We start from the raw sequence: 25,511 nt of genomic DNA on the forward strand, positions 1-25,511 counted from the left end.
GCCTTAAACTATTTAAAGCATGTAACTCTTTCAAAATTATTGCGCTCTAAATGTAGAGCTAACACTTCTTGCTTCACGTCTTGCATCTGGATCTGATGGCATAGGATATGGCGCTGCGGCTTGAATTGCAGCTTTAATACTTGCGTCTAAAGCATCGTCACCGCTTGAACGGGTGATCACAATAGAATTAACGCTTCCCGAATCGGAGAGGGTAAAACGAACACCAACTGTTTTACCACTACTGCCAGTTGGAACATCCCAAGAGCGTCGAATTTTTTGCTCAAAATCGCGTCTAGCTGAAGAAGCAACCTTTTTAGCTTCAGCTTTCTTTTGAGCTGCCTCTTCTTGTGCTTTTTGAGCAGATGCAGCTTTGGCTTCGGCCTCTGCTTCAGCTTTACGCTTAGCATCGTCAGCAGCTTTTTGCTTGGCTTTAGCATCAGCCTCAGCTTTGCGTTTAGCATCGTCAGCAGCCTTTTGCTGTTTGGCTTTCGTATCGGCCTCAGCTTTACGTTTAGCATCATCAGCTTTTTGCTGTTTAGCTTTTGCATCGGCCTCAGCTTTACGTTTAGCCTCGTCATTGGCTTTTTGTTGCTTAGCTTTTGCATCGGCCTCAGCTTTGCGTTTAGCTTCCTCAGCTTTTTGTTGCTTAGCTTTAGCATCTGCTTCAGCTTTACGTTTAGCATCGTCATTAGCTTTTTGCTGTTTAGCTTTAGCAGCAGCTTCAACTTTTCGTTTAGCGTCATCGGCAGCTTTACGGGCTTCACTTTGTTCATGCTTGGCTTTCGCATCGGCCTCAGCTTTTCGCTTAGCCTCTTGTTGTGCTTGAAGCTTAGCGTTTTCGGCCTTTTGAGCTTCACGTTTTAATTTTGCATCAGCCTCAGCTTTACGTTTAGCGTCTTCAGCAGCTTTACGAGCTTCACTTTGCTCTTGTTTAGCTTTGGCATCTGCTTGAGCTTTTGCCGTTTGTTCGGCCTTACGCTTTTGTTCAGCTTCTGATTTTGCTTTAGCTTCAGCCTGCTGTTTTTGTATTTCCTCTTTACGTTGCTGTTCCGCTGCTGCTTGTTTAGCTTTTGCAGCTTCTTCAGCTTTACGTTTTTGCTCAGCTAACTTAGCTTGTTGTGCCTGTTCAGCCTTTTGCTGTTGGGCGGCAAGTTGTTGAGCTGTTGGAGGAGGAGGCGTAGTCGGAAGATTTTGAGGAAGCGTTTCATCCACAATAGGGGCTAATACCTCTTTTGCTTCATTGGTAGCTGTAGTCTCTTGTTCAACTTCTTTTGCTAAAGGAGGAGGCAAATCTTCTGGCTTAACTAAAATAGTTGTTAGCTTTTTTGGCTGTTCAGGTGGTTTACTCAAGCCTAAAAAAAGCAAGCCAACAATGGCAATTGCATGAACTCCGAGTGTAAAGCTCAATGCAATCGCATTTTGTTTAAAGGGCGGCTTTTGATTTTTGTTCATAGCTTATTTTAAAGGCTCTGTCAGAAGGCCAACTTGAGTTAAACCTGCTTCTTGTAAACTCGCCATCAATGATACGACTTCTCCATAAGGACGAGACTTATCACCATTGACTAAAACTGTGAGTTGTTTGTTTTCTTGTTCAGCTTGTTTTTGAGCATCGCTTAAAACTTCTTCAAGTTTTTCACGAGATAATGGTTCATTATCTTTGTAATCTTCATACTGAAGATAAATATTGCCATCTTTGCCAATTGTTACCATGGCTGGCATATCTTTTGATTCAATTGGATGGTTATTTGCTTGAGGTAAATCAACCTTGATACCACTGGTAATCATAGGGGCAGTTACCATAAAAATAACCAAAAGCACGAGCATAACGTCAATATAAGGTACGACGTTCATATCACTTTTTAATGGTTTTTTTATGCGCTCAAAGCGCCCTGAACGCTGAATTGCCATTATGCATCTTCCTGTGATGAACCCACAGATTGACGTTGCAATAAAGCAATCATCTCTTCAGCAAATAAAGCGCGATCAGAATAAACACTTTCACTTTTAGCAGTGAAATGGTTAAAAGCTAATACAGCAGGAATTGCGGCAAACAAACCAATTGCAGTTGCAATAAGTGCTTCGGCAATACCCGGTGCAACAGTTGCTAGAGTTACCTGATCAACCGCAGCTAAACCGATAAAGGCATTCATAATACCCCAAACAGTACCGAATAGACCGATGTACGGTGCTACAGAACCGATACTTGCTAAAGTACCTAAGCCGTATTCTAAATGGCTCTGATCACGACTCAAACCTACACGCAAAATACGTTCAGTGCCTTCAATTGTTTGTGAAACAGGAGCCTGACGCTTTTTAAGTTTAAAAAATTCGCTCAACCCTTGATAAAAAATATCTTCAAGCCCAGAGCGCTTTGAGTTGAGTTGAGCATTGTTATAAAGCGTATTGAGTTCGGCACCAGACCAGAACATTTTTTGGAAATGTTCATCGTCTTGATGTGCTTTTTTATAACTCATATGTAACTTGGCAATCAGATACCAACTAAAGATCGATGCTAACAATAAAATTAGCATGACCAACTGAACGACTGGACTTGCTTGTAAAATAAGGTCAGAAATATGCAGGGTTGATTCAATGTTTGTTGCCATAGGTTACATATGCCGGTTGTTTTTTTAGTCTTGTTCCAATTCTTTACGAATAAGATCACGTATTTCTTCTGGAAGACGACGAGCTACAAGTTCTTTACTTAAACATGCCAACTCAACCTCGCCAGAAGCAAGCAAGATTTCACCACGATAAATATTTTGTTGCAACACAAATGACGCAGCTTTACATGAAACTACACGTGCTGTAACAGTAATTAAATCATCCATTAAAATAGGACGCATGTATTTTACGTCAATTTTGTGTACGACAAAGTTGTAGTCTTTTTGATGCCAGTAATGATCAACGCCAGAAGCACGGAGCCATTCAGTACGGGTACGTTCCATATAGCGAATATGGTTGGCATGGTAAACAATACCACCTGCGTCCGTATCTTCAATATAAACACGAATGTTGAATTCAAAATGATTCGCCATGAGAGTATTCCGTTTTAGTTCACTATAGAGCTTTATATTTAAAATATGGCTTTGAATAAAACATCAGCTCTATTCAACAGCCATACATCTGCTTTTAAATACGGGGCAGTTTAGCAGATTGCATACTAAGTCCTATGGCACAACCTTTCAATTGCGGTTGCTGTATTTCTAATCTAAAAACGCTACATCTTATGGCTAGCAAGCTTTTAAAGTTAAGAGGGCTTCCATGAAGTTTGAACTTGTTTTGATATATTCGGATAATCTAATACGAATCTTACATGTAGCTCGGTCCCAGTTTTTAAAGCCTTGTTATCTACAATAAAATAAGGACTATGATTTGGTGCCGCCTGAGTTAAGTCCTGATTTTCTGGAGTTGCGCCCAAGAAAACAAAAAATGAGGGCATTAACTTGCCATAATAGGCAAAATCTTCACTTGCGCTTGCATTGTGATCTAAAACATGGAGTTTTGAATCGCCAACAACTTTGGCTAGAGTTGGCTGAATAAACTGAGTGAGCGCTTTGTCGTTCATGGTTACTGGAGCGTAAGGAGCAATTTCAACTTTGGCGGTCACGTCATTGGCTTGAGCGTTATGCTCTATCAGGGTTGGTAAACTTTTTAAGATATTTGCCCGTATCTGCTCGTTGTTAGAGCGAATAGTCCCAATCATATTGACTTGTTCTGGAATCACATTGCCTGCTGTACCCCCTTGAATGTTACCGATGCTGACAACGCCCATGCCTTGGGTGAGATCAGTTCTTCGGCTAATAAGGCTCTGCAAATTATTAATCATTTGTGCCGATGCATAAATCGGATCTCTACCTAACCAAGGGGTTGAGCCATGTACCTGCTTGCCGTTGACCTGAATACGCAAGTGATCTGCACTATTTAAAATGGCACCATCTTTATAATAAAGGTGTCCACTTTGCATACCAGATATGACATGCATTCCAAAAATAGCCTCGGGTTTATAATCTCTAAATGCGCCATCTGCGATCATTTTTCTTGAGCCGATTTGATCACCCTGCGTAAAGTTGTCTATATCTGCTCCACCTTCTTCAGCGGGTTGAAAAACAAAGACAACGGTACCCGATATTTTATCTTTATTGGCAGCCAGAATTTTTGCTGCGCCTAATAACATTGCAGTGTGTGCGTCATGTCCACAAGCATGCATTACGTAAGTTTCTTTTCCTTGATAAATTGCTTTCTGTTTACTCGCAAAGGGAACACCACTTTTTTCTTCCATAGGTAGTGCATCCATATCGGCTCTAAGTGCAATAATAGGGCCAGGTTTATTCCCTTTTAAAATGCCAATAACACCTGTTTTCGCATAACCTGTTTTGACCTGAATGCCATAGGACTTTAATTCTTTTTGAACTAGTGCAGATGTTTTAAATTCCATATTGCCAAGTTCAGGATGCTCATGAATATGTTGTCTTAATTGAATAACCTGATTTTCATTTTGTTGTGCAGCATCTTTTACCCAATCTGCTAGGCTCAGCTGACTCATTAGAGCGAGTGGAAAAATCAAAGCGGCTTTTTTGTACATGTCCTTATCCTAAAAATATTATTGTTCATAAGATTTGCTATCTAGATTTCTTATAATGTAGTTTTTAGAAATATTAAAAAATCAATAAGGTATAAAGAAAGACTTAAAAGGTATAGAGTAGCTAATTTATTGATAAGACAATTATTATTTTAATTGGATAGAGAGATTAAATTAAAAAAGAAAGAGAAAATTCTCTTCCTTTGATTAGTTTTTAGGCTCAGGCGGTGTCATTCCAAACTGTAAATAAGATTGGTTGGTTGCAATCCGACCTCGTGCAGTACGCATGACATAACCTTGTTGAATTAAATAAGGTTCAATCACGTCTTCAAGTGTACCGCTGTCTTCAGCCATCGCTGCTGCAAGCGCTTCAACTCCAGCAGGACCGCCATCAAAACGCTCGAGTAGCATGCTCAAGTAACGTCGGTCTAGGGTATCTAGGCCAGCTTTATCAACATTGAGCATATCAAGCGCACGCTGTGCCATTTCATGGGTCACTTCGCCTGTGCCTTTCACTTGTGCATAGTCACGAACACGTCGTAATAAACGGTTAGCGATACGAGGTGTTCCACGTGATCGACGAGCTACTTCTTCTGCGCCTTCAACTGTAATGGGTACATCCATTAAGTTTGCAGAGCGTGACACAATATGAGTCAAGTCTTCTACAGAGTAGAACTCGAGACGTTGCACAATACCGAAGCGATCACGTAGTGGTGAGGTCAGTAAACCCGCACGTGTGGTGGCAGCGACAAGTGTAAAAGGCGGTAAATCGAGTTTAATTGAACGAGCAGCAGGGCCTTCACCAATCATGATGTCAAGTTGGTAATCTTCCATCGCTGGATACAGAATTTCTTCAATCACCGGTGAAAGACGATGAATTTCATCAATAAATAAAACATCGCCTTCTTCAAGGTTAGTCAGCATTGCTGCTAAATCTCCTGCACGTTCCAAGACAGGCCCCGAAGTAGATTTGAGGTTGCCACCCATTTCACGTGCAATAATATTAGCTAGTGTTGTTTTTCCTAAGCCAGGCGGACCAAAAATCAGTGTGTGGTCGAGTGCTTCACCACGACCACGAGCAGCGCCAATGAAAATTTCCATTTGCTCGCGTACGACTGGTTGTCCAATATAGTCGGCAAGAGAAGTTGGTCGAATAGCCCGGTCAAAATGATCTTCAGGTTTTTCTGTTCCACTGATTAAACGGTCTTGCATAAGTGTTTTACTTCATCATGGATTTAAGAGCAGCACGAATAATATCGGCTGATTCTGTGTAATCGGCTTTAACCGCAGCAACAGCTTTTTGTGCTTCAAGTGGCTTATAACCTAAAGATTGCAACGCAGCTTCTGCTTCTGCAACAGGAGAGTTTGCAGCAAATTGAATTTGAGGCATGGTCGCCACAGTTGAAGTGCCTTGAGCCAATGTTTTGAAACGATCACGGAGTTCAATCATTAAACGTTCAGCTGTTTTTTTGCCAACCCCTGGAACTTTGACCAGCGTATTTATATCATCATGTTCAATGGTGTGAACCAATAACTCAACGCTTAGAGTCGATAAAATACCCAATGCCATTTTCGGGCCGACACCATTTACTTTTAATAAGGTGCGGAAAATTGTTTTCTCTTGAGCATCGCTAAAACCGTAGAGTTGTTGAGCATCTTCACGAACAACTAAATGCGTCCATAACGTAACTTTCTGGCCTTTTTGTAATTGGCAAAATGTTGAAAGTGGCGTATCAATTTCATAACCCACACCGTTTACATTTAGTAAGACAGTAGGGGCTTCTAGGGCAAACACTTCGCCAATTAAACATCCGATCATAGCGTAATTTCACTTATTCATAACTGTAAATCTGGTCGTTCTAAAATGAATTGAAAACGACACTAGTTTTATTTCTTTCTATATCAAGCCAGCTTAAAACAAACCTATTTTATTGCCTTGTAGCTCTTGCGCCAAGCTATAAGCCTGATGATCTGAGAACTTACTGATAATATCGAGGACTTGCATGATATTGCTGTAGTGATTATTGCTAAAGTTAGCACCATATAGATTAAGGATAGACATTAAACGTTGTTCTTTAAAGCTTAAAGATTTATGCGGAGTTGTGAGTGGTACAAATGCATCCAAAATCGTTTGTAAACTTTGGTGCGCAATAATTTCTAAACCAGACTTCTGCGGGTGCTCAAAAATTTTATCACGTGCCAGATTTTTGGCAGTTTCAATACCAATTGCAATATCTGGCGAACAATATTGCAAAAGATTGCCTTTAAGCTGACCTGTAATGATTTCATAATGATGTTTAGCAAAGGCTGTAGTAACTTCATCTACAAGCCGTTTCATGACACGACCACGTAATGCCGAAATCTTTTGTTGCCATGTACTGTTTGGATGAGATAACTCTTCAGGCTGACCATAGTCGGCAATAAGATTTAGGAATATTGGTTCAACTTCTTGGTAACTCAGCATATTCAAGACAATGCCATCTTCTAAATCAATGAGGGCATAGCAAATGTCATCAGCAGCTTCTAGCAGGTAAGTGAGTGGATGACGGCAATAATGATATTCGCCGAGTTGAATCAATCCAAGTTGTTCTGCAATCTGTTTTAAAATTTCTTTTTCAGACTGATAACAACCAAACTTTGCTCTTTGATGGGAAGGGCGGTCACCCTGAGAAGCAATTGTTTTTGAAAGCCATGGATATTTTAGATAAGCACCTAAAGTTGCATAAGTTAAGCGCATACCGCCATCATTTGGATGATAGTCAATGCGACTTAATAGACGTAATCCTTGAGCATTACCTTCAAACTGACGAACATCAGCTTCTTCTTCGGGGCTTAGTTTTTTCAAAAAATCATCATGCGAGGCATCATCGAACCATTCGCGAATTGCATATTCACCCGCATGCCCGAAAGGGGGATTACCAATATCGTGGGCCAGACATGCTGCCTGAATAATTGCCCCAACATCGGCAGGTGAAATCCAGACGGGTAATTCGTCTTTTATTTTTTCTGCGGCAAGCATACCCATTGAGCGACCAATGCAGGAAACTTCAAGGGAGTGTGTTAAGCGGGTATGAATGCCATCATGCTGTGCTAGAGGATGAACTTGAGTCTTACGGTTTAACTGACGAAAACTTTGAGAAAATATAATGCGGTCATAATCTTTATGGAATGGGCTACGAGCCAGTTCTGTACTACTTTTTTTGCTACCTAAACGAACTGCAGACAGCAGCTCTAACCAACGCATTTGTTCCATTTATCATTATTCAAAACTATAAAACCTGATCATGCCAAAAAAAACTTAAAAGCACTAGCTTGGTGCGACATAGTTTGTCTTAGTTCGGGTTTTATTATGTTATTGAATAAACATGCAACAATTTATTTTTAGCAAGAATGACTAAAAAAATGATTTTGAACAAAAAACAAATCACTTCTTGCAGAATTAGGTTACAGAATACTGATTCTACATCTAGCTGATTTTAGCAAGACGCAGTAGAATATGCGCTCTCTCTAAAGTCACATTGCGGTAAGGTTCACAAGACCTGCCCGTGGAGCCAAAATCAACATGTTTATCGTGGCCGGTGCAGCAGCACATTCTTCTTTTAAGAAAGCTCAACTATTAACACGTTTATCGTCAATTAGTTCTGTTCAATCTTTTGACAGCCAATGGGTCTATTTGTTTGATCAAGCGCTCAACGAGCAGCAACATCAATCTGCTTTGCAATTATTGAATGACGGTGAGTCTTTTGAACTTCGTCAATCTGCAAGTGATGAGATTCAGATTTTAGTTACACCACGTGTGGGTACTATTTCACCTTGGTCTTCTAAAGCAACTGATATTTTCAAAAACTGTAATACACCAGTACACCGTTTAGAACGTGGTCTTTTATTTACGTTAAAAGGTGTTACTGAAATTACGAATGAAGTTAAACAAGTACTTCATGACCGTATGACAGAAACAGTTTTTGCTCAAATTGATGATGCAAAAGCATTATTTTCAGAAACAGCTCCAAAACCATTAAATTCAATTGATATCTTGGGTCAAGGCAAAGAAGCTTTGGTTAAAGCTAATAATGAGTTTGGTTTTGCGTTATCTGAACAAGAAATTGATTACTTAACTGAAGCATTCATTAAGCTTGGTCGTAATCCAAATGACATCGAGTTGATGATGTTTGCACAAGCAAACTCTGAGCACTGTCGTCATAAAATCTTTGGATCTGAATGGACAATTGATGGTGAAAAACAACCATTATCATTGTTTCAGATGATTAAAAACACTTATAAAGAATCTCCAACTGATGTGTTATCGGCATATAAAGATAATGCTTCAGTAATTGTGGGTTATGACACGATGCGTTTTTATCCGAAAGCGGATGAAAATGGTCACTTTGTTTATAAATATAAGAGCCAAGCTGCTCATATTTTAATGAAGGTTGAAACTCATAACCACCCAACAGCAATTTCTCCATTTGCTGGTGCTGCAACAGGTTCAGGCGGTGAAATCCGTGATGAAGGTGCAACTGGCCGTGGTGGTAAACCAAAAGCTGGTTTAACAGGTTTCACAGTTTCGAACTTAAATATTCCTGGTTTTGAACAGCCTTGGGAAGAAAACTACGGTAAACCTTCACGTATGGCTTCGCCATTACAAATCATGATTGAAGGTCCATTAGGTGGCGCGGCATTTAATAATGAATTCGGTCGTCCTGCGTTAAATGGTTATTTCCGTACTTTCGAACAGAATGTAAATGGTGAAGTGAAAGGCTTCCACAAGCCAATCATGATTGCTGGTGGTTACGGTAATATCCGTCCTGACCATGTAGAAAAAGATGCGATTCAACCAGGTGATTTACTCATTGTGTTGGGTGGTCCTGCAATGTTAATCGGTCTTGGTGGTGGTGCAGCATCTTCTGTAGATAGCGGTACAATGGGTGAAAGCCTTGATTTCGCTTCTGTACAACGTGAAAACCCAGAAATGGAGCGCCGTTGTCAAGAAGTAATCGATACTTGCTGGCGTTTAGAAGACTTCAACCCAATCGTTTCTGTACATGACGTTGGCGCGGGTGGTCTATCAAATGCTATGCCTGAACTTGTGAATGATCATGAGTTAGGTGCAGTTCTTAACCTTCGTAAAATTCCTTCATTAGAGCCGGGCATGAGCCCAATGGAAATCTGGTCAAATGAAGCTCAAGAGCGTTATGTTCTTGCAATTCGCCCAGAGTCTTTAGAACAGTTCGAATCAATCTGTGCTCGTGAACGTTGTCCATTTGCCGTGTTAGGTGAAGCAACTGAAGCTCGTCATTTAACTGTTGAAGATCCATTGTTCCAGAACAATGCAGTTGATATCCCAATGCAAGTAATGCTTGGCGGTACACCGCGTATGCAACGTTCTTATGAAACAATTGAACGCAAAGGTAACGAATTTGACGCTTCAAAAGTTGATTTGAAAGATGCGATTTTCCGTGTATTGAAAAATCCTACAGTTGCGTCTAAGTCATTCTTAATCACCATTGGTGACCGTTCAATTACAGGTATGGTTGCACGTGACCAAATGGTTGGTCGTTGGCAGATTCCTGTTGCGGATGCAGCAGTAACGACTACGAGCCTACAAGGGTTCACTGGTGAAGCAATGGCAATGGGTGAACGTCCACCAGTTGCATTGTTAAATCCAGCAGCATCTGCTCGCTTGGCAGTTGCTGAAGCAATTACCAATATTGCATGTGCAAACATTGAACAAATTAGCGATATCAAACTTTCTGCAAACTGGATGGCTGCTGCTGGTCAAAAAGGTGAAGACCAAGCATTGTTTGAAGGTGTGAAAGCGATTGGTATGGAAATGTGTCCTGCTTTAGGAATTGCGATTCCTGTAGGTAAAGACTCGCTTTCAATGCGTACCACTTGGAATGATAATGGTGAAGATAAAGCTGTAACATCTCCAATGACTGGTGTAATTACTGCATTTGCTCCAGTAGCTGATGTTCGTATGACTTTAACACCTGAACTTAAGAATTTAGAAGACTCAGTACTTGTCCGTATTGATTTATCTAAAGGACAATTCCGTTTAGGTGGTTCTATTCTTGCGCAAGTATATAAAGCAATTGGTTCAATCACTCCAGACGTTGATAGTTTTGATGATTTCAAAGCGTTCTTTGCTTTAATTCAAGATTGGAACAACCGTGGCTTGATTCAAGCTTACCATGACATCGGTGATGGTGGTTTACTTGCAACTGTTGCTGAAATGATGTTTGCTGCACGTTTAGGTGTTGCATTAGAAGACCAAACTCCAGCAAGTTTGTTTGCTGAAGAAATTGGTGCAGTTGTTCAAATCAAAGCAGCTGATTGGGAAGCTTTACAAGCAGAAGTTGCTGCTTCTAGCTTAAAAGATGCAATTGCTGTAGTTGGTCGTGTAAACAACACAGATCAATTATCTGTAAACGGTTTGACTTTAGAGCGTGCAGAATTGCAACAGGCTTGGTCTGAGGTATCTCATCAGATCCAACGTTTACGTGATAACGTAGAAACTGCTGACCAAGAATTTGCTTTAATTGCAGATAAATCACATCAAGGCTTAATTGCTAAACCAACATTTGACTTGAATGAACCTATTGAAGCACCGTTCATTAACACACGTCGCCCTAATATGGCGATCTTACGTGAGCAAGGTGTAAATGGTCATATTGAGATGGCGGCAGCCTTTGATAAGGTTGGTTTCAATACCGTTGACGTACACATGAGTGATTTACTTGCTGGTCGCGTTAGCCTAAGTGATTTTGAAGGTTTAGTGACTTGTGGTGGTTTCTCTTACGGTGACGTAATGGGTGCTGGTGGTGGCTGGGCAAAATCTGTATTGTTCAATGCGAAATTACGTGATCAGTTTGAACAATTCTTCCATCGTGAAGACACGTTTAGCTTAGGTATCTGTAATGGTTGCCAAATGTTGTCACAATTAGCGCCACTTATTCCAGGTGCTGAACACTGGCCACGTTTCCACCGCAATATGTCAGAAGTTTTTGAAGCTCGTAGTGTAAACGTTCGTGTTGAAAAATCTGTTTCCGTATTGCTTAATGGAATGGAAGGTTCGATTTTACCGATTGCTGTAGCACACGGTGAAGGTCGTGCAGTTGCGAGTGAAGCTGATATTGCAGGCTTGAATGCAGCGAATCAAGTTGCTTTGCGTTATGTTGACAGCCATGGTAACCCGACTCAACATTATCCATTGAACCCGAATGGTTCACCTGAAGCGATTACTGGTGTAACGTCTAAAGATGGTCGTGCAACGATCATGATGCCACACCCAGAGCGTACTTTCCGTGCAATTCAACACTCTTGGAGTCCAGAAGAATGGACTGAAGATGGTGCATGGTTACGTATGTTCCGTAATGCACGTAAGTTTATCGGGTAATATAAAAAGTGAAATAAGCCACCGTAAGGTGGCTTATTTGTATGTAGTACGATATTAATAAATAGCAGAGAAGAAAAATGAAATCAAAAATCCATTTCCATGAATTTGCATTACTAATGGCATTGCTCATGTCTATTGTTTCTTTTTCAATAGATGCAGTCCTACCTGCTTTGGGCGAAATCGGACGAGTTTTTGACTTAAAAAATAATAATCAGACACAGTGGGTCATTATTGGTATTTTTTCTGGTATGACGATTGGTCAATTGATTGCTGGCCCTCTATCCGATGCGATTGGCCGTAAACGCATTTTATTCACAGGAATTGTTATTTACTTTCTGGGAAGTTTATTGTGCTTTACCACACAAAGTTTTGAATGGTTTCTAGTTGGACGTTTCATTCAAGGGGTTGGCGTATCAGGTCCTTACGTGGCTTCTATTTCAATTGTTAGAGATAAATACAGTGGGGCTCAAATGGCCCGCATCATGTCTTTAATTATGATGGTGTTTATGGTTGCCCCAGCAATTGCACCAAGTTTGGGACAGCTCATTATCCATTTCTTTGGTTGGCGTGAGATCTTTGTTTTATATATGGCCTATGCCACAGTTGTCGGGGTATGGGTTGCTTTACGTTTGGAAGAGACGTTGCTTCCAGAAAATCGTTTACCTATGCGTCTACAAGCATTTCGGGAAGGTTTTAAAGAAGTTGTAAGTAATAAAACCACCATGAGCTATTTGCTATGTGCAGGTTTTTGCTTTGGTGGATTCATTGGTTACTTAGGTACTTCTCAGCAAATTTTTATGCAGCAGTTTGGGAAAACAGGGCAAGAGTTTAGTGCATATTTTGCTGTGCTTGCAGGTGTAATGGGAGTCGCTTCATTTACAAATTCTAAAATTGTTATGAAGTTTGGTATGCGTCCAATCTGTATTTACGGCTTTCTAGGTTTGTGCCTAATTTCTTTAGTTTTCTTAGGAATTCAACTTTTAGGTGTGGCTGTTTCATTCTGGATGTTTATGCTTTATGCCTGCATTTTATTTTTATTATTTGGAACTTTATTTGGAAATTTAAACGCAATTGCAATGGAACCGATGGGACATGTTGCTGGTATGGCATCGGCCATTATTGGTGCAGCTTCTTCTGTTTTGTCACTTATTCTTGCATCTATTATTGGGCAATTATATGACGGTACATTAATACCAATGACTGGCGGCTTCGTCATTTTATGTGGTTTAGCATTTATGGTGACAATATATGAGAACAGATATTTAAAGAAATCGAATGCTTAAAATTATAAAGATGCAGCTAGCACACTGAAATTTAAAATTTTGTTCAGAATAAGAGCTACATAAAAATGAGTGTAGCTCTTTTAAGCATTTTAGAAAAATTATAAGCCTATAGACATTCGGCTATTTAACACTTTATAGTTTGTTTAAAATTGGATCAATTTTTGCTTTCTCTGTAACAACGATAAAAATCGGAGATCAAAATGATGAAAAATAAGTATCACATAAGAACAATGTATACCAAAGATAAGGGCTGGCGCTTGTTTGGCTTGGCGCTTGCCATTCAAATCCTCTTTATTGGAGCAAATTATTTGGTAATGATGAGCTGACTTTGATTTAGAAGCTTTTTTAACGGTATGATTTAAAGCAAGTTCACTAGTTTTGAGTCATTCTACTTATGTTAAAGCTGATTTATTACGTGCCAGATTCACATCTTGAGTCGACTAAACAAGCTATTTTTTCTGCTGGTGCGGGGGGTATCGGTAATTACGAACACTGCGCATGGCAAGTGAAAGGAATAGGGCAATTTAAACCAGTCAAAGGTGCAGATCCTTATATTGGAGAGCTGGGTGAACTTGAACAAGTGGATGAGTGGCGGGTTGAAACAATTGTAATTGAAGAAAATGCAAAGGCTGTAGCAAAAGCATTAAAGGCAAGCCATCCTTATGAAGAGCCTGCCTTTGAGTTTATTCAAATCATAGAAGTTGATTTTTAATTAAACTGCGAGAAATCTGGTTTACGTTTCTGCATAAACGCTTGTACAGCTTCTAGCATTTCTGGAGATTGAACGCGTTGCATAAAGATTTCAGCTTCATGGTCAATACATTCAATAATTTGATCTAAATCATGTTTCATCAATGCTTTGGTTTGTTTTAATGAGGCAAGTGGTAAAGCTGCTAAATGTTGAGCGGTTGCCTGAGCAGATGCATAAGCATCTTCAACAACTTCATTAACTAAGCTTGCTTGTACTGCGGTTTCTGCATTAAATTTTTTCGCAGTAAATAGAAGTTCAGCTGCTTTGTGATAACCCGCTTGTTTAACCAATAATTGGCTTGCACCGCCTTCTGGAGAAAGGCCAAGACTTACAAATGGAATTTGGAAAAGGGCGGTATTGTCAGCAAAAACTAAATCTGCATGTAATAAAATCGTAACACCAATACCAATAGCCACACCTTTTACTGCAATAATAAGCGGCTTCGATAATCTAGCAGCAGATTTAAGGAGTACAAACGGAGGAACTTGACCTGCTGGGCCTAGATTAGGATTTTGTACAAAACCCATAAAATCTTTCATGTCATTACCAGCGGTAAAATCTTGCTCTACACCACGTAGAACGATTACTCGTACATCTTTGTCTTGGTCAGCTTCATCAAGTGCTTTGGCAATCCATAAGTAAAGCTCGCCATACAGTGCATTTTTTGCTTCTGGGCGATTTATGGCTAAGGTGAGTACGCCACCTTCTAAATTTGCGTGTAAATGTTGATGAGGTTGTTGAATACAGCTAAGTGTCATCGTACTATCCTTGCTTTAAACCACGTTGTTAATTTTTAGGTTCTCATTATGGCGCATATTTTTTGTAATGCGGTTAACTGGTGAGTTCATAAAAAGTGAAAATCTAATTATGTATAAATTTGACTATCTCGTTTTTATAGGGCGTTTTCAACCATTTCATTTAGCTCATATGCAGACAATTGAAATTGCCTTACAACAAAGCCACTATGTCGTTTTGGCATTAGGTTCTGCTCAAATGGAACGTAATATTAAAAATCCGTTCTTAGCAGTAGAGCGCGAGCAAATGATCTTGTCAAATTTCTCGTTAGAAGAGCAAAAACGCATTCGTTTTGTCCATGTAGTAGATGTTTATAATGACGAAAAATGGGTAAAACAAGTTAAATCTTTAGTGAATGGCGTAATTGAACCGAACTCAAAAGTTGGTTTGATTGGACACTTTAAGGATGAGTCTTCATATTATTTACGACTATTTCCTGAGTGGATTATGGTTGAACTTGATAGTTTAAAAGACTCTATCTCGGCAACACCAATGCGTGAAGCTTATTATCGTGGTGAAATCCAGACCGAATTTTTCCCTGTAGGAACTATTCAATTTTTGGATGAATTTAAAAAAACACGCACTTATCAACAGTTGCAACAACGCTTTGAAGAAGATGATCGCTCTAATTTAGATGATTTTGAGTAAGTGCATATAAATTAAGCATCTGCCCAAAAGATGATTCGGTTGGAAAAAGGATCAGTGATACAGAGTTCAAGTGTCTCCCAATCTGTTTTTTCAACCTGAGGCTTAGAAAATTTATAATCTTTTTTGCTTAGTTCACTATGCAACTCATAAATATGTTCCCAATAAATACGGATCGCACTATGAGGACTCGCATCTCCAAAATGCTCGGATAAATGAATAACGCAATCATCTTTAGAAATTTGTAAATATAACGGAAAGTTGTCTTCAAATTGGTGTTGCCAATCAAGCTGAAAATCTAAGAACTCAAGATAAAATGATTGAGCTAACTCGACATCAAAAATTCTTAAAATAGGGGTGATCGAACCTGATTGCATCTTTTTTCCTTTTAACGTGTACCAAATTGTTGAGTCCAATAGCTCTTTTGTTTTACAGATTGATCAGAAGCACAAGCAATTGCGTAAGTTGTAAATTTAGGGTTCATTAGGTTACTACAATGTAATGGACTCGATAGCCATCTAGACATCACTTCATCTAATGTTTTCTGTCCACTCGCAACATTTTCACCATTGGCTTTACCGAGTGCATTATAAATTTTCAAACGTGATTTTAAATCTAGTCCCGTGGAGCCAACATGTCCGAGAAAGTTGTGTGTTGCCATATCTTCACTATGAGAAAGTGCACCTTTATATAAATTATTACTCCAACTTAGTGGTCTGGTTGCAGAGAAATGTTGTTGTCCACACTGGCGTGATTGCTGGCGAATCTGATTAATTATTTTAAGTACAGCTTGTTGATGGGCAGGGTTTTGTAAATCTTGGCAACTTATTTTTATAGGTGGAGTTTCAACTTGTGATGTAGATGATGTACTTGAGGGCGGCATACTGGATGAACTAACGGAGCAAGCAGAGATAACAAGACCACTAGACAGTAAATTACAAACTTTGAGCAGACTCATGTAAATACCTTAGCGTGAATTATTCTAATGTCTTTATCATACGCCAAAGTAAAGGAGTAAGTAATTTGTTCATATACAAAAAACGAGCATTATGCCCGCTTTTTGTTTCTTAAGTTTATTAAGCTGTTAGTAGAGCTTTTAAGTCTTCTAGAACTTGCTCTGCATGCCCAGCTGCTTTAACTTTGCGATAGCTTTTAACTAAAGTTTTATTATGGAAAATAAAAGTAGAACGTTCAATACCCATTACTTTCTTTCCATACATATTCTTTTCTTTAATCACATCAAAGTGATGACAAAGAATTTCTTCTTTATCACTGATCAGATCAATAGTAAGTGCTTGCTTCTCTGTAAAATTTTGATGGGCTTTTACCGAGTCACGTGAAATACCGAAAATACGGGCACCTAAAGCATCAAACTGATCTTTCAAACAAGAAAAACCCACTGCTTGTGTTGTACACCCTGGTGTTGAATCTTTAGGATAGAAGTAAATGATTAGCCATTCATTTTCGACTTCGGTCAAGTTCACTTCGCCGTGTGTAGTAGGGAACACCTGATTTGGCAGTTGAATATTCTCAGACATTTCTTATCCTTTAAAAGTTAAATTTGATCTAATTCAAGTGGTAAAAAAGCGTATTCCTCATGATAAACAATATTGAGTTTTCTTACAGGAATTGCTTTGTTAAAAATTGGCCCATCAATCACGGTCGTATGAAATTCACCGCCCTCACCACATGGATCAATGCCACGGTTCTCAAGCTCTTGGATGTATTCTAAAGTTAAGGTTTTACCTAAATCTTCTATATTCATCCCGAGTTTAAGGTTTACGGTCACCACTACACTCTGGAATCCAAGTTGAATAAATTCCTCAACAACTTCACGGTGCGGACGTAGCCAAAGAGGCATTGCTAATTGAAGACCTACTTGTTGCGTTACTCGATCATGCCAACAGCCGTGTTCAGGCATATCAAGGTCACCTGTAACCAGTACCTCGGCTCCTTGTTGCTTTGCTTGATTGAGTAATTCAATAAACTTTACTTCATAGTCATTCCAACTTGATGAAGCCATAAACACGGGCAAGCCGATTGCTTTAGCTTGCGCTTGAATAATATCAAGAGGCATAGCATGTGAGCGAGAACGTTGGCCTTGTTCTTCTAGCATTACGATCAACCCAATAACTTCGCCTGTCTGCATTGCATGGTAGAGTGCTAGAGAACTATCTTTGCCTCCACTAAACGAGACAATAGACCTTTTATGGTTAGCATTAGTTTTCCATTGTTCTTGCATAGCTTACATCAAATGAATTGGTCAAAAGTGCTGTCATTTTAACAGAGCTATAAAAAAGCCTGCAAAAATGCAGGCTTAATTTGAAACATTAAAATCTTATTTTTTAGGAGCTTGTTGTTGAGCTGCCTTCATTGCATCTTCAGTTAACTTTTCAAGCTTAGTTGTTAACTGAGGACCAAAACATGCTTTAAGATCACGGTTTTGTTGTTGTACAAATCCTAGAGAACTTGGGCTTTTCTTCGCATTGATTGCGCTTTGGATTTCCCATTTTTGTGCTTCAGTCACTTTACCTTGTGCTTCAACTTGGCAGCTACAGAATTTGCTAACTTCAGATGAACTTAACTTGCCGCCTTTAGCAGTTTGTTCTTTACAAACGTTAACTAATGCACCTTTAACGTTAGTGCTTTTATATGCCGCTTGAACTGGGTTTTCAGCTGCTTGAGCTGAACCCGCCATAAGTGCAGCTGCTGAGAATAAAGATGAAAGAATAAGATTTGATTTTAACAACTTCATAAATTTTACCTACTTATTACGGTATATAGCGTGTTGGATCGGTAACACCGGCATCGATAAAGCCTTCTTTACGCAAACGGCAACTGTCACATTTACCACACGCACGTCCTTGAGCATCTGCTTGGTAGCAAGATACCGTTTGACTATAGTCTACGCCATGTTCAATCCCTAAACGTATGATATTCGCTTTGGATAAATGTAACAGGGGTGTTTCAAATTTAAGTGGTTTTCCTTCTACGCCAGCTTTAGTTGCTAAACGGGCCATATTCGCAAAAGCATCAATAAATTCAGGGCGACAATCAGGATATCCTGAATAATCAACAGCATTGATACCAATAACAATAGCTTCAGCATTAAATACTTCAGCTGCTGCTAGAGCATATGAGAGGAAAATAGTGTTACGCGCTGGTACATAAGTTACAGGAATACCTTCTTGTAACTGTTCTGGTACTGCAATGTTGTGATCTGTAAGTGCTGATCCACCTAAATTTGCTAGATCAATATTAATTACACGATGTTCAACACCTGAACGCTGAGCTAATACTTTTGCAGCATCAAGTTCAGTGGTTGAGCGTTGACCATACATAAAACTAATAGCAATACATTCATAGCGCGCTTGTGCCCAAGCTAGGCAAGTGGTTGAGTCTAAGCCGCCTGAAAGTAAAACAATGGCACGAGAGCGCATATTTTTCTCCATATTCGGAATGATTTATTTTATTGAGTGATTAACGACCTGATTCATCGTTCCAAAGCAGTTTATGTAACTGAAGCTGGAAACGAACAGGTAATTTATCATCAAGTATCCACTGTGCCAGATCACGTGCTAGACGTGGCAGGCCTACAGCACCTTTTTCAACCGCAAAGGCAGGGGAGAACCAAACGGTACTGACTTTAGTTTGCAGTTGATATTTTTCAACTTGTTGCTTTGACCATTCATAGTCTTCACGATTACAAATCACAAATTTGATTTGGTCACGTGGTGTTAAATGGTCAAGATTACTGGTGAGATTGCGATGTTCTTCACCAGAAGTTGGAGTCTTTAAATCTAGGACTTTTGAAACACGAGGATCCACTCTTGATACATCAAGAGCGCCACTGGTTTCTAAAGAGACGTCAAAACCTGCCTCACATAAACGTTGTAATAAAATCAAACAGTTTGGCTGAGCAAGAGGTTCACCACCTGTTACACAAATATAAGGTGTTTGAAATTGTGTAGCTGTTTCAATGATATGTTCAAGTGAAAAACGTTCGCCACCTTCAAAGGAATAGGTGGTATCGCAATAGCTACAACGTAATGGACAGCCTGTTAGACGAATAAATACAGTCGGTAGGCCAGAGGCATTTGCTTCACCCTGCAACGAGTAAAAAATCTCGGTAATGCGTAAACCGGACGCAGGGTCTGAGACAGGAATTGCAGAGGAACGTAAGGAAGCCATTCTAGAAATACCACACTATATAAAAAATAAAATCTCTACGATCAGTTTGATCGTAGAGATGAGGAGCGATTAAAGCTCCGCAACAGAGTTATAACAAATTAGTCAGCGCGTAACAAATCGTTCAAGCTTGTTTTTGAACGTGTTTGCGCATCAACTTTTTTCACGATAATTGCAGCATATAAGCTGTAAGTACCACATTTAGATGGCAAGCTGCCTGAAACTACAACTGAACCTGCTGGTACACGACCATAATGGATTTCGCCAGTTTCACGGTCATAAATTTTAGTTGATTGACCGATGAAAACGCCCATTGAAATGACTGAGCCTTCTTCAACGATAACGCCTTCAACGATTTCTGAACGCGCACCGATAAAGCAGTTGTCTTCAATAATAGTTGGGTTAGCTTGTAATGGTTCTAAAACACCACCAATACCTACACCACCAGATAAGTGAACATTTTTACCGATTTGAGCACATGAACCTACAGTTGCCCATGTATCAACCATTGTGCCTTCATCTACATAAGCGCCAATGTTGACATAAGATGGCATTAACACCACGTTTTTAGCTTGGAAGCTACCACGACGTGCTACAGCAGGAGGAACAACACGAACACCTGCAGCTTTAAATTGCTCTTCAGTCCAACCAGAGAATTTAGTTTCAACTTTGTCATAGAAACGAAGATCACATGACTCGATTGGTTTATTGTCATTCAGTTTAAATGATAATAAAACAGCTTTTTTTAACCATTGATGAACAACCCATTCACCATTGATTTTTTCAGCAACTCGAAGTGTACCGTTATCTAAACCAGCAATTGCTTCTTCAACAGCTTGGCGAATTTCGCTTGAACAATCTGCTGCAGTAAAATTTGCGCGGTCTTCAAATGCTTGCTCAATGATTGTAGAAAGCTGAGACATGATCTTCCTTCCATAAAAAATTTTAAAGATTTTACACTAATTTGTGACAAGAATCTTTCAAAAACGTGTTACGTTTAATTGATGATATAAATGAGATAAACCAAAATAAGCTTATTAGATAATCAAGTGTTTTTTACACAAAAATGATTTGAAAATAAAAATTTAACTCAATTTGTATCAAAAAATAACAGAAATCTAGCATTTTTTGTATAAAAAAGAATCTAAGCTGTCATTATTATGATTTCAGTCACAAGATGAATAAATTAAAAACAGAGCCTTTTTGAGGAGAAAACTATGAAAGCATTACGTGTATTAGTCACTACAACAGCTTTATTCGCTGCTGGCGCTGCTATGGCAGATGAAGCCGTTGTTCATGACAGCTACGCATTTGACAAAAACCAATTAATTCCTGTGGGGGCACGTGCTGAGGTAGGTACAACTGGTTACGGTGGTGCTTTGTTATGGCAAGCAAACCCATATGTAGGTTTGGCTCTTGGTTATAATGGTGGTGACATTTCATGGACAGATGATGTTTCTGTAAATGGTACTAAATATGACCTAGATATGGATAACAATAATATCTACTTAAATGCTGAGATTCGTCCATGGGGTGCAAGTGCTAACCGTTGGGCTCAAGGTTTATATGTAGCTGCGGGTGCTGCTTATTTAGATAACGATTACGATCTAACTAAACGTTCGCAAGACGGTACTATTAAAGTAAATGGTAATAATTATAACTTTAATGGTTCAGTGGATGGTAAATTAAGTTATAAAAATGATATCGCTCCATATTTAGGTTTTGGTTTTGCACCTAAAATCAATAAAAACTGGGGTGTATTTGGTGAGGTAGGTGCTTACTATACTGGTAACCCAAGTGTAAATCTTAAATCAAATGGTACATTTGTTAATGTTAATGGTGCTGACTTTGATAAAGACTTACGTGCTGAAGAAAACGAAATCCGTAATGATGATAAATACCAATGGTTACCAGTTGGTAAAGTTGGTGTGAACTTCTACTGGTAAGATCGCAAAAGAAAAAACGAGCTACGGCTCGTTTTTTTTGTACTTAATAAAATAAATAAAAGAGCTAAAAAGCTCTTTTATTTATTTTTAATTTTTATTCGTCTGGGTAAGCAATTTTCTTAAGCGCTTTAATATCCGCATCAGGTGAGCATAAAGAAATAAATTCGTAACCATAACCGCGTAATAAGTGGCCTTTGCGAACCGCAATCCATGTAGTATTAACACCAAAAATATCAGTTTTGGTTTGCTTTAAACGATAATCACGTTCTGTATCATAAGCCACGTCATTGACAATCCCGACACCCATGCCAAGTTCCACATAAGTTTTGATAACATCGGCATCAAGAGCTGACATTACGATATCTGCATCTAGGTGAGCTTCTTCAAAGGCTTTATCAATTTTAGATCGGCCTGTAAAACCACCATGATAAGTAATGAGTGGATATTCTGCTAAAAGTTCTAGAGTGATCTTATCCGCCTGCACCAGAGGATGATTTTGCGGGGTAATAATACTGTGCTGCCATTGATAGTAAGGAATACTAGCCAGATTTTCTTCAGTTGTTAAAGACTCAGTTGCAATTCCAATATCCGCTTCGCCTTGTAAAAGCATTTCTGAAATTTCGACAGGGCTAGCTTGTTGTAAAATCAAATGAACTTTTGGAAATAATTTCTTAAATTGATTAACGATTGGAGGCAATACATAACGCGCTTGTGTATGCGTTGTTGCGATCGTTAATGTTCCTTCATCAACCTTATTAAAATCTTCAGCAAGCCGTTTAATATTTTCAGCATCCACTAACATGCGTTCAACAATGCTAAGAAGTGACTGTCCTGGTTCAGTTAAACCTAAAAGGCGTTTACCTTTACGAACGAAAAGTTGAACACCTAATTCATCTTCTAAATCTTTGATGTGTTTACTTACACCCGATTGAGATGTGTAGAGTGCAGCCGATGCTTCCGTCAAGTTAAAGTTTTGGCGTACTGTTTCTCGGATAATTCTTAATTGTTGAAAGTTCATTTACACTTTTCCTCAAAAGAGGTGAGGAGCGTCTAAAGATCCGCAAGATATTTCCTCACCAAATATATTTCTTAAGCAACTTGGTCTGCAAATAAGTGCAATTGAGATGCGCTCACCCAAACAGTTTGATTAGGTTTAAATGCATGTAATTTTGCAGCTTCACTGCTCAGAGCAATTTCAATTAAACGTCCATTACGGTCTTGTAATTCGGCCACTACTTTTCCAGCAATCCAGATTTCACGTACAAAAGTCGCTTCAATGGTATTCGCTTGCGGTTGCGAGTGAATATGTAACTCATCTGGACGGGCAAAAGCAATCACTTTTCCTTGAGGTGCCTCAACTGCTGTTGGTAATTGAATACGGTCATTACCGATACGGATAATACCTTCCGTATGTTCACCTTCAAATCGATTTGCCTGACCCAAGAAATCAAACACAAATGGCGTTGCAGGTTTTTCATAAACTTCACGAGGTGAACCGATTTGCTCAACATTACCTTTATTCATGACAATAATCTGGTCTGCAACCTCAAGTGCTTCTTCTTGATCGTGAGTCACGAAAATTGAAGTGATATGCAATTCATCATGTAAGTTGCGTAACCAGCGACGTAATTCTTTGCGTACTTTGGCATCTAGAGCGCCAAATGGTTCATCGAGTAATAACACGCGAGGTTCTACTGCCAAAGCACGGGCTAAAGCAATACGCTGACGTTGTCCGCCAGAAAGCTGAGCAGGGTAGCGGTCTGCTAAAAAGCCTAGTTGAACTAGATCAAGTAAACGAGTGACACGTTTTTTAATTTCAGCTTCCGAAGGACGGGTTGCACGAGGTCGAACACGTAAACCAAAGGCAATATTGTCAAATACAGTCATGTGACGGAATAAAGCATAGTGCTGAAATACAAAGCCGACCTGACGCTCACGCACATGTACATTAGTCGCATCTTCACCTTCAAGTAAAACCTGACCGCCATCGGCTGACTCTAGACCTGCAATGATACGAAGCAGAGTCGTCTTACCACAACCAGATGGTCCAAGTAGCGCAACCAGTTCACCCTCTGGAAAGTCTAGGGAAATATTTTTAAGCGCATGGAATGCACCAAAGTGTTTTTCAATATTTTTAACTTGAATACTCATGATTTCATTCCTTACGAATCAGTTGAATGCGGTTCTGGTTTATCTTGATGTAGCTCTAACCAAGTTTTTAAAATCAGTGTTAAAAGAGCTAAGAAGGCAAGCAGTGAGGACACGGCAAAGGCTGCGCTAAAGGTGTACTCGTTATATAAAATTTCAACATGCAGTGGCAGGGTATTGGTTTCACCACGGATATGACCAGAAACCACTGATACTGCGCCAAACTCACCCATTGCACGGGCATTACACAAAATCACGCCGTAAATCAGACCCCATTTAATGTTAGGGAGGGTGACCTTCCAAAAAGTTTGCCAACCTGAAGCACCGAGTACAATTGCTGCTTCTTCTTCCTCTGTTCCCTGAGCTTCCATGAGTGGAATTAACTCACGCGCCACAAAAGGAACTGTAATAAAAATGGTTGCTAAAACAATTCCAGGTACGGCATATAAAATCTTGATGTCATGATCCATTAACCAGCCGCCGAACCAACCTTGCGCACCAAAAATTAGAACAATCATTAAACCTGCAATAACAGGTGAAACCGAAAAAGGCATATCAATGATAGTGGTTAAAATTGCCTTGCCTTTAAACTGGAACTTAGAGACAGCCCAAGCTGCAGCAACACCAAATATCACATTAATTGGAACTGCAATTGCTGCGGTGAGTAATGTTAATTTCACTGCTGATAAGGTATCTGGATCAATCAAAGCCTGAACATAGACTTCAAGTCCCTGTTTAAATGCTTCTACGAAAACTAAAATGAGTGGCAGCATGAGGCAACTGAGGAAAAAAATCAGTGCAATTGTAATAAGGGTATAACGTACCCAAGTTGGCTCACGTGTCGCATCACGAGACTGTAACTTCAAAGCAAGTGCGTTGCTGTCGGTATGTAAATTCATGTGATGTTTCTCCCTGTACGACGGTTTGCCCATGCTTGAAGTAAGTTAATGACAAATAGAATGATAAAAGAGAGAACTAACATGACCGCTGCAATGGTCGTTGCACCTGCATAATCATATTCTTCAAGACGAGAAATGATCATCAGCGGTGCAATTTCTGTTTTAAATGGCTGGTTACCTGCAATAAAAATAACAGAACCATACTCACCCACGCCGCGAGCAAACGCTAAAGCAAAGCCTGTAAATAGAGCAGGTAGTAAGATGGGTAAAATAATTTTAGTAATGGTCTGCCAACGATTTGCACCAAGTGCTGAAGCTGCTTCCTCAAGTTCGGTTTCAATATCGCTGAGTACTGGTTGAACGGTCCGAACAATAAAAGGAATACCAATAAATACCAATGCCAGCGTAATCCCGATAGGCGTATAGGCAACCTGAATACCAAGTGGTTCCAGATATTGACCTAACCAACCAGTAGGTGCATAGAGTGAAGTCAGTGCAATACCAGCAACTGCGGTTGGAAGAGCAAAAGGTAAATCGACCAATGCATCAATTAGACGCTTTCCTGGAAAGTTATAGCGGACAAGACACCAAGCCAAAAGCAGACCAAACACAACATTAATAAATGCTGCGATTAAAGCTGAACTAAAGCTGAGTTGAAGCGATTTCAAAATACGCTCAGACGTTAAAATTTCCCATAATCCGTCCCATCCGATTCCAAATGATTTGATAAAGACTGCGGCTAATGGAATAAGCACAATAAAAGAAACGTAGGCGAGGGTGAAGCCCAAAGATAGACCAAACCCAGGCAGCACTCGGGATCGCTGCGACATGATATTTCCTCAAAGAGAAAAGCCTGCTGAAACCAGTAAGCGAATAAA

General features: G+C 39.6%; 27 protein-coding genes. 6 read left to right on the forward strand and 21 right to left on the reverse strand.

The window, feature by feature from the left end; genetic code table 11:
* Positions 1-36: 36 nt before the first annotated feature.
* From tolA to ACTJJG_RS06285, 8 genes are all read right to left on the reverse strand, one after another.
* Positions 37-1,452: a cell envelope integrity protein TolA gene (gene tolA / locus ACTJJG_RS06250; protein ID WP_032055189.1), complete on the reverse strand. Its 1,416-nt coding sequence runs from the start codon at positions 1,450-1,452 to the stop codon at positions 37-39.
* A gap of 3 nt (positions 1,453-1,455) precedes the next feature.
* Complete coding sequence (gene tolR, locus ACTJJG_RS06255) at positions 1,456-1,908, reverse strand: protein TolR (RefSeq protein WP_005067772.1); 453 nt, start codon at positions 1,906-1,908, stop codon at positions 1,456-1,458.
* Entirely contained in the window at positions 1,908-2,606 is a 699-nt protein-coding gene (gene tolQ, locus ACTJJG_RS06260; RefSeq protein ID WP_016140259.1) for a protein TolQ, read from the reverse strand. The genes tolR and tolQ overlap by 1 nt, the downstream gene beginning before the upstream one ends.
* Positions 2,607-2,630: 24 nt before the next feature.
* Complete coding sequence (ybgC, locus tag ACTJJG_RS06265) at positions 2,631-3,038, reverse strand: tol-pal system-associated acyl-CoA thioesterase (RefSeq protein WP_004699892.1); 408 nt, start codon at positions 3,036-3,038, stop codon at positions 2,631-2,633.
* Between the two features lie 212 nt (positions 3,039-3,250).
* Positions 3,251-4,585, reverse strand: coding sequence for a M20 family metallopeptidase (locus ACTJJG_RS06270; RefSeq protein WP_032055192.1), 1,335 nt, complete (start codon positions 4,583-4,585; stop codon positions 3,251-3,253).
* 204 nt (positions 4,586-4,789) lie between these two features.
* Positions 4,790-5,794, reverse strand: a complete 1,005-nt coding sequence (gene ruvB, locus ACTJJG_RS06275) for a Holliday junction branch migration DNA helicase RuvB (protein WP_002052424.1) — start codon at positions 5,792-5,794, stop codon at positions 4,790-4,792.
* A 7-nt stretch (positions 5,795-5,801) separates the two neighbouring features.
* Positions 5,802-6,401 (reverse strand): Holliday junction branch migration protein RuvA, encoded by a 600-nt coding sequence (ruvA, locus tag ACTJJG_RS06280; RefSeq protein ID WP_002118762.1) that lies wholly within the window; start codon positions 6,399-6,401, stop codon positions 5,802-5,804.
* 93 nt (positions 6,402-6,494) lie between these two features.
* Positions 6,495-7,835: a deoxyguanosinetriphosphate triphosphohydrolase gene (locus tag ACTJJG_RS06285; RefSeq protein WP_002118538.1), complete on the reverse strand. Its 1,341-nt coding sequence runs from the start codon at positions 7,833-7,835 to the stop codon at positions 6,495-6,497.
* 309 nt (positions 7,836-8,144) lie between these two features.
* Here ACTJJG_RS06285 and purL point away from each other — a divergent pair, with 309 nt between their 5' ends.
* The 4 genes from purL (at position 8,145) to ACTJJG_RS06305 (ending at position 13,973) form a co-directional block, all read left to right on the forward strand.
* On the forward strand, positions 8,145-11,978 hold the full coding sequence (gene purL, locus ACTJJG_RS06290; RefSeq protein ID WP_372552553.1) for a phosphoribosylformylglycinamidine synthase: 3,834 nt from the start codon (positions 8,145-8,147) through the stop codon (positions 11,976-11,978).
* A 77-nt stretch (positions 11,979-12,055) separates the two neighbouring features.
* On the forward strand, positions 12,056-13,261 hold the full coding sequence (locus ACTJJG_RS06295; protein WP_060464855.1) for a multidrug effflux MFS transporter: 1,206 nt from the start codon (positions 12,056-12,058) through the stop codon (positions 13,259-13,261).
* Between the two features lie 200 nt (positions 13,262-13,461).
* Positions 13,462-13,587 carry a KGW motif small protein gene (locus ACTJJG_RS06300; protein WP_002118600.1) on the forward strand — a complete coding sequence of 42 codons (126 nt, stop codon included), beginning with the start codon at positions 13,462-13,464 and terminating at the stop codon, positions 13,585-13,587.
* A 68-nt stretch (positions 13,588-13,655) separates the two neighbouring features.
* A complete protein-coding gene (locus ACTJJG_RS06305; RefSeq protein WP_119684948.1) occupies positions 13,656-13,973 on the forward strand; it encodes an NGG1p interacting factor NIF3 in 318 nt (105 codons plus the stop codon).
* On the opposite strand, the gene ACTJJG_RS06310 is transcribed toward ACTJJG_RS06305, so the two are convergent.
* Positions 13,970-14,770 carry an enoyl-CoA hydratase-related protein gene (locus ACTJJG_RS06310; protein ID WP_005073113.1) on the reverse strand — a complete coding sequence of 267 codons (801 nt, stop codon included), beginning with the start codon at positions 14,768-14,770 and terminating at the stop codon, positions 13,970-13,972. The genes ACTJJG_RS06305 and ACTJJG_RS06310 overlap by 4 nt on opposite strands.
* A 109-nt stretch (positions 14,771-14,879) precedes the next feature.
* On the opposite strand from ACTJJG_RS06310, the gene ACTJJG_RS06315 reads away from it, so the two are divergent.
* Positions 14,880-15,455, forward strand: coding sequence for a nicotinate-nicotinamide nucleotide adenylyltransferase (locus ACTJJG_RS06315; protein ID WP_002119001.1), 576 nt, complete (start codon positions 14,880-14,882; stop codon positions 15,453-15,455).
* 11 nt (positions 15,456-15,466) lie between these two features.
* On the opposite strand, the gene ACTJJG_RS06320 is transcribed toward ACTJJG_RS06315, so the two are convergent.
* The 8 genes from ACTJJG_RS06320 to dapD all read right to left on the reverse strand — a co-directional run bounded on the left by ACTJJG_RS06320 (position 15,467) and on the right by dapD (position 20,563).
* Entirely contained in the window at positions 15,467-15,829 is a 363-nt protein-coding gene (locus tag ACTJJG_RS06320) for a glyoxalase superfamily protein (protein WP_342063707.1), read from the reverse strand.
* A gap of 11 nt (positions 15,830-15,840) precedes the next feature.
* Positions 15,841-16,410 carry a CAP domain-containing protein gene (locus tag ACTJJG_RS06325; protein WP_372539778.1) on the reverse strand — a complete coding sequence of 190 codons (570 nt, stop codon included), beginning with the start codon at positions 16,408-16,410 and terminating at the stop codon, positions 15,841-15,843.
* Between the two features lie 118 nt (positions 16,411-16,528).
* The gene (locus tag ACTJJG_RS06330) at positions 16,529-16,990 is read right to left on the reverse strand and encodes a peroxiredoxin (RefSeq protein ID WP_151282787.1); all 462 of its coding nucleotides are present in this window, start codon (positions 16,988-16,990) and stop codon (positions 16,529-16,531) included.
* A gap of 17 nt (positions 16,991-17,007) precedes the next feature.
* Positions 17,008-17,694 (reverse strand): diphthine--ammonia ligase, encoded by a 687-nt coding sequence (locus ACTJJG_RS06335; RefSeq protein WP_151282789.1) that lies wholly within the window; start codon positions 17,692-17,694, stop codon positions 17,008-17,010.
* A 96-nt stretch (positions 17,695-17,790) separates the two neighbouring features.
* Positions 17,791-18,207, reverse strand: a complete 417-nt coding sequence (locus tag ACTJJG_RS06340) for a hypothetical protein (protein ID WP_005073124.1) — start codon at positions 18,205-18,207, stop codon at positions 17,791-17,793.
* Positions 18,208-18,223: 16 nt separating this feature from the next.
* Positions 18,224-18,892, reverse strand: coding sequence for a 7-cyano-7-deazaguanine synthase QueC (queC, locus tag ACTJJG_RS06345; protein WP_372552551.1), 669 nt, complete (start codon positions 18,890-18,892; stop codon positions 18,224-18,226).
* Between the two features lie 40 nt (positions 18,893-18,932).
* Complete coding sequence (gene queE / locus ACTJJG_RS06350) at positions 18,933-19,643, reverse strand: 7-carboxy-7-deazaguanine synthase QueE (protein WP_270906272.1); 711 nt, start codon at positions 19,641-19,643, stop codon at positions 18,933-18,935.
* 98 nt (positions 19,644-19,741) lie between these two features.
* Positions 19,742-20,563 (reverse strand): 2,3,4,5-tetrahydropyridine-2,6-dicarboxylate N-succinyltransferase, encoded by an 822-nt coding sequence (gene dapD / locus ACTJJG_RS06355; RefSeq protein ID WP_002118664.1) that lies wholly within the window; start codon positions 20,561-20,563, stop codon positions 19,742-19,744.
* 294 nt (positions 20,564-20,857) lie between these two features.
* Here dapD and carO point away from each other — a divergent pair, with 294 nt between their 5' ends.
* Positions 20,858-21,586, forward strand: a complete 729-nt coding sequence (gene carO, locus ACTJJG_RS06360) for an ornithine uptake porin CarO type 4 (RefSeq protein ID WP_002118918.1) — start codon at positions 20,858-20,860, stop codon at positions 21,584-21,586.
* Between the two features lie 94 nt (positions 21,587-21,680).
* Here carO and ACTJJG_RS06365 read toward each other — a convergent pair whose 3' ends face one another.
* From ACTJJG_RS06365 to cysT, 4 genes are all read right to left on the reverse strand, one after another.
* Positions 21,681-22,604, reverse strand: coding sequence for a CysB family HTH-type transcriptional regulator (locus tag ACTJJG_RS06365; protein ID WP_002118601.1), 924 nt, complete (start codon positions 22,602-22,604; stop codon positions 21,681-21,683).
* A gap of 71 nt (positions 22,605-22,675) precedes the next feature.
* The gene (locus ACTJJG_RS06370; RefSeq protein WP_002118816.1) at positions 22,676-23,737 is read right to left on the reverse strand and encodes a sulfate/molybdate ABC transporter ATP-binding protein; all 1,062 of its coding nucleotides are present in this window, start codon (positions 23,735-23,737) and stop codon (positions 22,676-22,678) included.
* Positions 23,738-23,748: 11 nt separating this feature from the next.
* Positions 23,749-24,633: a sulfate ABC transporter permease subunit CysW gene (gene cysW, locus ACTJJG_RS06375; RefSeq protein WP_002118746.1), complete on the reverse strand. Its 885-nt coding sequence runs from the start codon at positions 24,631-24,633 to the stop codon at positions 23,749-23,751.
* Positions 24,630-25,463: a sulfate ABC transporter permease subunit CysT gene (cysT, locus tag ACTJJG_RS06380; protein ID WP_032055212.1), complete on the reverse strand. Its 834-nt coding sequence runs from the start codon at positions 25,461-25,463 to the stop codon at positions 24,630-24,632. The genes cysW and cysT overlap by 4 nt, the downstream gene beginning before the upstream one ends.
* Between the last annotated feature and the right edge of the window lie 48 nt (positions 25,464-25,511).

Source organism: Acinetobacter sp. 22512 (assembly GCF_052044755.1).
Classification (GTDB): domain Bacteria; phylum Pseudomonadota; class Gammaproteobacteria; order Pseudomonadales; family Moraxellaceae; genus Acinetobacter; species Acinetobacter pittii.